Origin of the sequence: uncultured Ligilactobacillus sp., assembly GCF_948826705.1 — a bacterium.
Lineage (GTDB): Bacteria > Bacillota > Bacilli > Lactobacillales > Lactobacillaceae > Ligilactobacillus.
The window spans coordinates 1-9,326 of record NZ_CAQLEL010000156.1; the positions used below are offsets into that span (position 1 = coordinate 1).

The 9,326-nt window shown below is 41.9% G+C and carries 10 protein-coding genes; all 10 read left to right on the forward strand.

Features of this window, described 5'->3' with window-relative positions; all coding sequences use genetic code 11:
• A partial coding sequence (locus Q9Q35_RS11730; protein WP_304653536.1) for a hypothetical protein occupies positions 1–420 on the forward strand: 420 nt, incomplete at its 5' end.
• Positions 420–872, forward strand: coding sequence for a hypothetical protein (locus Q9Q35_RS11735; protein WP_304653537.1), 453 nt, complete (start codon positions 420–422; stop codon positions 870–872). The genes Q9Q35_RS11730 and Q9Q35_RS11735, both read left to right, overlap by 1 nt.
• A complete protein-coding gene (locus Q9Q35_RS11740) occupies positions 847–1,248 on the forward strand; it encodes an LIC_12616 family protein (RefSeq protein WP_163592383.1) in 402 nt (133 codons plus the stop codon). The genes Q9Q35_RS11735 and Q9Q35_RS11740 overlap by 26 nt, the downstream gene beginning before the upstream one ends.
• Positions 1,241–2,269: a DUF3383 family protein gene (locus Q9Q35_RS11745; protein WP_304653538.1), complete on the forward strand. Its 1,029-nt coding sequence runs from the start codon at positions 1,241–1,243 to the stop codon at positions 2,267–2,269. Before Q9Q35_RS11740 ends, Q9Q35_RS11745 begins: the two co-directional genes overlap by 8 nt.
• Before the next feature lie 13 nt (positions 2,270–2,282).
• Positions 2,283–2,687: a phage structural protein gene (locus tag Q9Q35_RS11750; RefSeq protein ID WP_278874897.1), complete on the forward strand. Its 405-nt coding sequence runs from the start codon at positions 2,283–2,285 to the stop codon at positions 2,685–2,687.
• 78 nt (positions 2,688–2,765) lie between these two features.
• Positions 2,766–3,101: a hypothetical protein gene (locus tag Q9Q35_RS11755; protein WP_304653539.1), complete on the forward strand. Its 336-nt coding sequence runs from the start codon at positions 2,766–2,768 to the stop codon at positions 3,099–3,101.
• Entirely contained in the window at positions 3,082–3,285 is a 204-nt protein-coding gene (locus Q9Q35_RS11760; RefSeq protein ID WP_304653540.1) for a hypothetical protein, read from the forward strand. The genes Q9Q35_RS11755 and Q9Q35_RS11760 overlap by 20 nt, the downstream gene beginning before the upstream one ends.
• Positions 3,275–8,302, forward strand: a complete 5,028-nt coding sequence (locus Q9Q35_RS11765) for a hypothetical protein (protein ID WP_304653541.1) — start codon at positions 3,275–3,277, stop codon at positions 8,300–8,302. The genes Q9Q35_RS11760 and Q9Q35_RS11765 overlap by 11 nt, the downstream gene beginning before the upstream one ends.
• 12 nt (positions 8,303–8,314) lie before the next feature.
• Positions 8,315–8,872 (forward strand): LysM peptidoglycan-binding domain-containing protein, encoded by a 558-nt coding sequence (locus Q9Q35_RS11770; RefSeq protein ID WP_304653542.1) that lies wholly within the window; start codon positions 8,315–8,317, stop codon positions 8,870–8,872.
• The gene (locus tag Q9Q35_RS11775) at positions 8,872–9,198 is read left to right on the forward strand and encodes a phage baseplate plug protein (protein ID WP_076149764.1); all 327 of its coding nucleotides are present in this window, start codon (positions 8,872–8,874) and stop codon (positions 9,196–9,198) included. The genes Q9Q35_RS11770 and Q9Q35_RS11775 overlap by 1 nt, the downstream gene beginning before the upstream one ends.
• Positions 9,199–9,326 lie beyond the last annotated feature (128 nt).

Below are 9,326 nucleotides of genomic sequence, written 5' to 3' on the forward strand. Positions count from 1 at the left end.
ACAGGAAGTGTGACTGGCGATTTTGGACTTGATAAGACGATCGCTGAACTGAAAAAAATCGATGGTAAAACTATTGAGGCTGGACTATTTGATGGGATGAACGAAAAGAAAGCAATTTGGAATGAATATGGGACGAGTCGAGGAATACCGGCACGTCCTTTTTTACGTACTGCGCTTTATGAAAATGAAGCTCGGTATGCGAACTTCATTGCTCCATTCATTGCACAAGTTTTGGAAGGTGGTCCAGCTGAAAACATCAGTGAGCGTTTAGGTAAGTTCATGGTCATGAGTATTCAACGAACGATCGCTTCTGGTGGATTTACGCCCAACGCACCAGGGACCGTTCAGAAGAAAGGTCATAGCAAAACGCTTATTGATACGGGCGAAATGTATGGTGCGATCGATTGGAGGGAAAGCTAATGTATTTAGATTTCAAAGCTGTTTTAGACATGTTTGCGGTCGATTTAACAGTCTATCCAAAATCAGATGAAACAGTGTGGATCGATGGGGAAGCAAAGCGTGTCGAGTTAGAACCGATCGAACTGACTGAGCCTTTTGTGCCAAATAACTTGATTGGCCAGTACTCGATCGTTAGCTTGCTAAAAGACGTTGGACGAATGGAACAGTACAACGCGATCTGGCTTTCGACGCATGAATTTCCAACTCAGACGATCGTCAAACAAAAAGGCAAGTTCTATCGTGTTGTCAACGTGCAAGATCTAAGCAATTACTCAAACGTCTATATGTATTATATGCAAAGTGAGGAAAACGAAAGTGACAGCTTACGATTACAGGATCCTGTATCGAACGTTCAGTCGACTGATCCAGAACCGGATGGGACTGACGATGGTCGACCTGAACGCGAATGGTAAAGCGCCTGTTCCGCCGTACGTTGCGATCGATATTATCAGCCCCAAATTACCACAAAGTTTTCTTGAAGAGGACGGCGTGTTTGAAGCTATCTTATCGTTCACAGTTTATGACAAATCAAAGCTTGATTGTTTGATCAAAGCAAACGAATTACGTGAAAAGTTTGGTGATCAGCTGACTCAAGATGAACTTGAAAAGCAAAACATCGTTCTAGTAGAGCGTATGGAAATGCAGTTGCGATCAGTTGCTGAGACTAATGCTTATGCGTATATGGCGGGCTTTGATTGTCGTTTGCGCTTGCAAGAAAGCTATGTAGGCGAAGGAACAGGCGAAATTTTAGATATTGAATTGAACAAAGGAGAGATAACAAATGAGTGAAACATTATCAGATATCACAGTAAAGCTTAATGTGGATCAACCTTCAACACCGGTCAACATGGGTGTGTTGGCTATTTTTACTAAAGGTGAGACACCAGACGTCAAATCGTATTACACGCTAGGTGACGTGCAAGAAGATTTTGCTCAAAATACAGACTTGTTAGCTGTAGCACAAGGCTATTTTGCGCAAAAATATCACGGCGAAAAGCTTGTCGTGATCACATATTCAGAAAGTATTGCAGCAGCAACTGCAGCTTATTACTCTGAAGGCTGGGAATTTGCAACAGTTGTCGGCGAAAGTGCACAAGAAGATGTTGTGACATTAGCTAATTATTTAGACGGTCAATCAGAACGTTTTGCTGTCGTTGGAGTTCCGGCGACAACAGAGTTTGTAACTAACAAATTGACCGAATTTATTGAGCACTTTGAAGGTGTGAAACGTGTGATCGTTTTTGCATCAGGTAAGACTGAAGCTAAGGCGTTATTTGGTGCTGGGGCTTTGATCGGCGCTTTAGGTAACGAACAAGTGGGTTCTATCACTTGGAAATTCCGTCAGATCGGTGGCGTGGAAACGACAGATCTGTCTGTAACGAACATCAAGAAGTTACATTCAAATAAGATCTTCACATACGTTGAAAAGTCGGGAATTCAACAAACTTCAGAAGGCTTCACGCTTTCTGGTGAGTTTATCGATGCGTTGCATGGTGATGATTGGATCAAAGCTACGATCGAAACAGAGTTACAAAAACTCTTATCGACTTCACGCAAGATCACGTTTGACGCTGTAGGTATTGCACAGATCGATGCAACAGTGACGACAGTTCTTAACCAAGCAACCGCAAATGGGATTATTTTAGTAAACGAAGAAACTGGTTCCGGTAAATTCCAAGTCCGCACTGTTTCGCGTGCTAATACACCGCAATCAGATATCGCTCAACGCAAATACAATGGTTTGAGCTTCAGTTATACGCGTTCCGGGGCTATTCATTCTGTGACAGTCAACGGTCAAATCAATTTGTAGGAGGTAACTCATAATGGCTAATGAATTAGGATATATTTACGACGCTAAAGACGTTCATCTTTCGATCGATGGACGTGTGGTTCAAAATTTCCAGGACGGTGATATGTTCAATGTTACGGTCAAAGAAGAGCGTGTCCGGACTGCAGTTGATGCGCAAGGCTGGCCATCGATCGCGATCAACAACAATCGCTTAGGTCAGATCACAGTCAATTTATCTGGAAACTCAGTTGATCACAAACGTTTGAACCAGTTGGCAAATACTAACAAGGTATTTCCACTGGTCGCAACAACACCATACGAAAAAATTTCTGGGACACAGTGCATCATCTCTAAGCCAGCTGATGCAGCATTCGGTAAGGAAACGCCAAAACGTACTTACACGATCGAAGTTCTCGATATGCAAGTAGAAGTCTTATAGAAAATCAGCGCGCAAGGGTTCGACTCCCTTGTGCGTTTTTAGCATTAAGCTAATAAAAAATATTTGGAGGAAAAGAAAATGACAAAGGCAGAAGAAAAGCAAACAAAAGTTGTAGGGAAGATCGAACCACAAAAGGTGGACCGCTTAGGTAATAACCAAGAATGGACATTCGTTGATGAAAATGGCTTTGAATGGAAGTATACATTCCAATTCCCAGGCGTGATGAAAGCTTACGAAATGTTAGACAACGCACGAATGGCTAACGGTCAGATTGCTAAATCTATCTTGTATAACGAATATCTACAAAATATCGTTGTCAGTGAAAAACTTGAATTAGATGATATGAACGATCGTCCGGGGTTAGAAGAATTATTTGACGCGATGGACTTGTTTCTTGGAGAACGGATTAGCTAAAAAATCTCCAATAGTTATCAAAAAACAGTTCGAAGATCAAGAAATGTTGTGGTTTCCGGTCATGATGGGGATCGCAACTAAAGCTGAAATGGATAAAGCGACTATGGCTGAGATCCAATTATTAAATGAAGTTGCTAATAAAAAACTAGAATTACAAAGGGGGCTAGGGTTAGATGGCGAATAAAGCAACGATCGAAGCAAATATCAAAGTAACTGGCTTGTCTGAGCTTGAGAAAGCTGAGTCTGTGCTAAAAAGCATCGACAAGGCCCTAAGCTCTTTAGGCAAAGGTAATTCTAGTGGATTCAGTGGAATGGCTAATGATCTCAATAAAATTCAAGCTGAAGCCAAACAATTAGAAGCTAACTTGAAAGATGTTAAGAATGTCAATTTGTCAAATGTTGGCGATAAGGCAAGCGATGGTCTGAAAAAGGCTGGGAATGCTGCAGAAAAACTCACGACAGAGCTTAAAAATGTTGACCGGGTAAACTTATCCGATATTGGCACAAAGGCGTCTGAAGGCTTAAATAAGGCTAAGGCTAAAGCTGATGAGTTGAATGCAGAACTAAAGCGCGCTAGTCAAATCGACGGAAGTTTAGCCGGTAAAAAAATTGGAGAAGGACTGAAGCTAGCTGATCGTAGTGCAGATAATCTTTCTGCATCGATCAAGAAGTCTACTAGTGCTGAACGTGAATTAGCCAACGCAGCTAAAGATGTTGCTAGAGCTGAAAAAGAAAGTGCTAATGCTGCAAAGCAAGGAGCACAAGCACGAGAACAAGCCGCACAAGCGTCTAAACGTGTAGCGCAAGAACAGTTATCCCTAGCCAAGCAACAAGAAAAAGAGCCAGGAAAAATAAGATCAGCATTCAAAGAAGCTTTCGGTGCGTATACGCTGGGAAATCTTGGTGCTGAAGCTGTAATGTCGGCTGGTCAAGGTATCAAAAATATTTTTGCTGGTGGCCTTGATTACATCAAAGAACAACAGACATCGCAAGTTGCGTGGTCTACTAATGCCCAATCTGTTGCTAAAGTTTTAGGCAAGGAAATGTCTGCAAAAGAAGCTCAAAAGTTTTCTAGAAAGATGACTCGTGACCTTCAAGGATTAGCGCTTAGTGCAGGTAATGACTATGCGATGGTATCAGATGCAGCGTTAGCTTTTTATGCTACTGGGGATGGTGTTTCTACTGCCGGTAACAAGAAAAAGAGTTTGATGCTGACTAAAGATATGCTTAACCTGCAAGATGCTGGTGGGTTAAATGACGCTCAGATGCAAAATTTTGTGCAAGCTGTAGCAAAATCTTTGGACCAAGACGCATTATCTGCCGAAAGGATGCAACAGTTACTGTCTGCTAATCCGTTGTATGATGATTTCATCAAGAAAGCATTTAAGGAACGTACAGGCAATGACTGGGTGCAAGGCGAAAACAAATACAGTGAATTTACTGGTGAAGATGTTGTTAATGCAACGCATATGATGGCATCTTTAAACGGGGTAAAGAATGCGTCTGAAAACATGAACAATTCTTTAGAAGGTGTTATTCGCTCGATGAAGAATGGTTCTAAATTCCTTGCCGGGAACTACTTGTCGAAAATGGCTGAACAATTAAATAAGGCTTTTGGTGGCGATGGTAAGCTATTTTCTAGGTTGAGTGGTTTCTTTACCAATGAAAAGAAGATGGCTGAAACGGCAGAAGGTCTTGCTAAGTCGTCTACTAAAGTTGTTGAGACGATCGGAAAAGCAAGTCGTGAAGTCTATGATATTGGTAAGTCGATAACCGATGCGACAAAACCGTTTGCTAGCAAATTCGCAGAAGGCTTTGTTGATGAGGTCAAGCGCATTGGTAAAGGCGTCAAAGAAGGATATGACAGTGTCAAAGGCCTCGCTAAAGATATAGGCAAGCATATTCCAAAAGGTGCCAGCAAAAAGTTCAACGAAATTGGTGAAAGCTTATCTAATGCTTCCGGTAAAGCTACAGCCTTTTTAGTAGCTATCCGGGGACTAAGTAAGGTGCCAGGAATGGCAGGGATCGCACAAAAGGTAGCTCAGCCTATCATGGGTATTTTAGGTAAGATCCCGGTCATTGGTAAAGGTCTAAGTGGGATCATCTCTAAAATCACCGGCATCAAAGCGCCAGAGATGACTGCAGCGTCTAAAATGAACGGTGCCGCCGATAAAATGATGGCGGCGGCTAACAAAATGAATAACGCTACTACTGGTGGTTCTGGAACTGGTGTGAATGGTAAAGGTGGTCCAACTGGAACAAAAGCGGGATCACCAATTCTTGATAATGCAGGTAACGTCATTGATTACGCTGATGGTAACGGCGGAACTTTCTATCGTGATAAGAATGGTAGAGTCAAGAAGCCACATAGGGGTAAGGGAGCATTCAAGGGTGAATTCAATCCTTACTTAGGAATGGACTATGTGCCAGGTAAAACAACACGTATGGGGCGTTACCATACCGGCCGAACAGTTGTGGCCACACCCCGCTCAAACGCTCTTATCGCAAAAGGAACAGATCTTTTAGAACTTGCTCAAACTACTCGAAGTGGTCGCGGTCGTTGGAATACTTTCAAGGGTAAAGCACTGATCAACTTAGGTAATTTGAGCAGTACAGTTGCTAGTTCAGCTGTTGGTCGTGGAGCTAGTGCAATGGGACGTGGCGCAAGTGCATTAGGTCGTGGAATTGCTGGTGCTGGTCGATTCTTAAAAGGTGGCGCGCCAATGCTGAATGCTGCTTTTTCTGGTCTCGATGCTTTGAATGTCATGGCTACTACTAAATCTGGATCACGCGAACGCCATGAAGGCGTTGGTAGCGCTGTTGGTTCTGGTGTTGGTGCAACAATCGGAATGGCAGCTGGATCAGCACTTGGGCCTTTAGGGACGATTGCTGGTGGTGCACTTGGTGGCTGGTTAGGTGGCAAGGCTGGTGAGTGGTTTGGTGGTAAATTTAACGATAAATACGGTAAGAAACCGCAAAAGTCTCAATCGCAAAAAGTATCTGAAGCTCAGCAAAAGGCGCTTGATAGGATCAACAGTCGGCAGTGGCAAGATGCTTATACTGGAGCAATGAGTGCTGATGCCGAAAACCCACAGGAAGCCGCAAAGGGTTATAAGGCACAAGCTAAGAAAAATTATAGGTTGATGGAAGCGGCAGCTAAGTCAACATCATCTAAGGCACAAGAAGCCCAGTTAGAGTTGGACAACGCTATCTCTAGTGGAGATAAGGCAAGCATTGCAAAGTGGGAGAAAAAACTTGCTAGTGAAGTCAAGAAAGACGATACGAACAAGATCAAGTCAGCAAGTAAGAAAGCTGAAAAAGCCAATAAGGGACTAAAAAGCGCTGAGAAGAAAGCTTATGATGAAGAACTTGCAAAGGCGCTTAGAACTAATATGACACCAGAAAATGCTAAGAAAATAGCAAAAGCAAGTGTCAAAAATAACAGGGACTACAAAAAAGCTAAGTCAGAAGCTGAGAAGGCTAGAAAGTCGCTTGAAAAAGCTAAAAAAGACTACAAAGATCATAATAGTGAAGCTTATAAAGAGCCAAAGAAAAAAACGGGTGCATCTAAGAAAGAAAGTGCTCCTAAGAAAAATTCCGGTAAAAATGGTAGTCGAAAAAAGAATTCTGAATCAAAGAGAGTTTCAGATAAGACTGCTAACTCGCGCAAGAAGGAAGCAGATAGTGCTAAGAAAGCTACTAAAGCTAGTCAGGATCTAGCCAAAGCAAGAAAAGCTTTAGATAAGACTAAGCCAGGTCCGAAAGCCAAAACTCCTAAGCATAAGAGTAAAAACTTTGGATCAGATAGCAGTAAAAAAGCTTTGGCTAATGCTAACAAATCAGCTAAAGCACTTGAAAAGGCTAATAAGGCTGCTAAAGGCATTAAAAATAAAAATACGAAAATCAAGATAAAGACCTCTGGTCAAAAGGATCTTAAAAAAGCTGCTTCATCGATGAAGAAACTTAAGAATAAGAAGTCCAAAGCTTCAATCAAAGTTTCTGGTGACAAGAAAGTCAAAAAGGCTAGCAAGGATCTCAAGAAGCTTAAGAATAAAAAAGCTAAAGTATCGCTAAGTATTTCTGGACAAAATAAGTTTGCTAAGGTCAATAAAGATCTTAAGAAAATCAAGAATAAGAAAGCTAAAGTGACTGCTAGTGTATCTGGTCAATTTAAGCTAAAACGCTTGTCAAACGACATGAAGAAGGTCAAAAACAAGCGTGCAAAAGCGTCTGTGAGTGTGTCCGGACAAGGTAAAGTTCGTGCACTTGGTAAAGATATCAGTAAGCTTAAAAATAAGAGCGCTAAAGTATCTGTTAGTGCTAGTGGTAGCGGTAAACTTAAAGCTTTATCTTCAGATATCAAACGAGTGAAAGGCAAGAGCGTTAAAGTCTTATCTCACGTTTCCGGACAAGGTAAAGTTCAAGGTTTATCAAATGCGATAAAACAGGTCAAGGATAAGACTGTAAAGGTAATGGCCAACGTTTCCGGAACAGATAAAGTCAAAGCTTTGACATCTGCGATCAACACGTTAAAAGGCAAGACAGTTAAAGTCTTAGCCAACGTGAATGGAACTAGCCAAGTCCAAGCGTTAGTAAGTGCGATCAATGCTGTTAGAAGTAAGACAGTAACGATCACAGCAAACGTTAAGAAGAATGGTAATGCAGCTGCTGGTACACCTGGTGCTAAGAGTGCATTCAACAAGCTTTGGACCGGCACGCCAAGCTTTGGCAATACCACAAGCAGTCCTGCCGGTGGCGGTAGTTGGGCTTCAAATGGCGGTGCTAAAGCTGGGATGTATCTTGTCAACGATGCGCCAGGCACTGACTTTGTCGAAGCGTTTAAGCTCAAGAACGGCCTAGTTGGGCTATTTCCAAAGCAACGAAACTTGTATGTTCCGCTTGAAGAAGGAACGCAAGTCTTGAATGCTAAAGACACAAAGAAAATGTTCAAGCTTGAAAAAGGAACACCTAGCTTTGACTTGAAAATGCCTAACTTACGCAAGTTGGCTAAAGGTACACCAGGACAAAATACTGTAGTCGAAAAAGGCGATACTAACGTTCAAAACTCAACAACTAACAACAACACATTCAATATCAATGTGACCGTTAATGGTAAGAGTGATGATCCAAACTTAGCTAATGTGATCGCTAATGCTATCGGTGAAAAGCTGTTACAACAATTTCCAGCAACTGAAGTTTAGGAGGTGGCAAGCATGGGTAAACTAACCGACAGAAAGAAAACGATTGAGATCTTTGCTGAAAGCGAAAAAGAATCGATCACAAATAAAGTAGCACAGTACTCAATACAATCTGGTGATGCGATCATCGACCACACACAACGCGAAAGCATTGAATGGGAGATGACAGGTCTTATTTTTGGAAAAGATCACAACGATATCAACAACAAATGGCTACAGCTCATAACTTGGCAGTTTGCCGGCAATGTTCTTTTTTGGCACGGTGCTATCTATAAAGGTGATCTGATCTTAGAGAATATTACTAAAGACTACGATGAAGGTGGCTTTAAAAATGCGATCAAAGTCAGCATTAAATTCAAAGAAGCTAAGACTGTCCAATCTAGCTTTGTTCGAGTTCAGCACGTCGGCCCAATTACGCCACCTTCACCGCCTGGGTTATGGGTCACAGTCGTTGCCGGTAACACTTATTGGGGCTGGTGGAAGCAGTATGGTACGCCTATCCAAACATTGCGAAATTGGAATAAATGGCCAGATCGCAGAATTCCGATCGGTGCGAGAGCGAGGGTCAAGTAATGTCAAAAAGATACAAGTATGAACTGCGACTAGATCAGTTACCGATGATGTTTGATACATCGTTTGGAAACTATCACTGCAGTCTGCAGATCAATTACAACGAAGTCGGTGATTTTTACACTGTTGATTTATATGATATCGAAGGCAAACCAATTATTTTGGGCGAAAAGCTGGTTTATGGTAAGCGTCTTTGGAGTGACTATACTGATTATCGTTTGCCGTCGATAGACTTAGTTCCAATGGACGAATCGGGACTTACTCGAGTAGTCAACAAAGAAACTTTTGGTAAAACGGTATTTTTGTATATAGATTCGGTGGTGGATTAAATGGGTAAAGCACAATTTGGGTTTGAGATCTTGGTCAGAGTTCACACTCGAACTGGCAGGATCGAATTTCAATACAACAAAAATCATGCTAAATCATCTGAGATTCACTTCACAGTACCGTTTTCTAG

What these genes read in the sequence shown, in the direction of transcription:
- Q9Q35_RS11770 (WP_304653542.1), top strand. Translation starts at nt 8,315, where the DNA reads ATGGGTAAACTAACCGACAGAAAGAAAACGATTGAGATCTTTGCTGAA.
- Q9Q35_RS11735 (WP_304653537.1), top strand. Translation starts at nt 420, where the DNA reads ATGTATTTAGATTTCAAAGCTGTTTTAGACATGTTTGCGGTCGATTTA.
- Q9Q35_RS11740 (WP_163592383.1), top strand. Translation starts at nt 847, where the DNA reads ATGGTCGACCTGAACGCGAATGGTAAAGCGCCTGTTCCGCCGTACGTT.
- Q9Q35_RS11765 (WP_304653541.1), top strand. Translation starts at nt 3,275, where the DNA reads ATGGCGAATAAAGCAACGATCGAAGCAAATATCAAAGTAACTGGCTTG.
- Q9Q35_RS11745 (WP_304653538.1), top strand. Translation starts at nt 1,241, where the DNA reads ATGAGTGAAACATTATCAGATATCACAGTAAAGCTTAATGTGGATCAA.
- Q9Q35_RS11775 (WP_076149764.1), top strand. Translation starts at nt 8,872, where the DNA reads ATGTCAAAAAGATACAAGTATGAACTGCGACTAGATCAGTTACCGATG.
- Q9Q35_RS11755 (WP_304653539.1), top strand. Translation starts at nt 2,766, where the DNA reads ATGACAAAGGCAGAAGAAAAGCAAACAAAAGTTGTAGGGAAGATCGAA.
- Q9Q35_RS11750 (WP_278874897.1), top strand. Translation starts at nt 2,283, where the DNA reads ATGGCTAATGAATTAGGATATATTTACGACGCTAAAGACGTTCATCTT.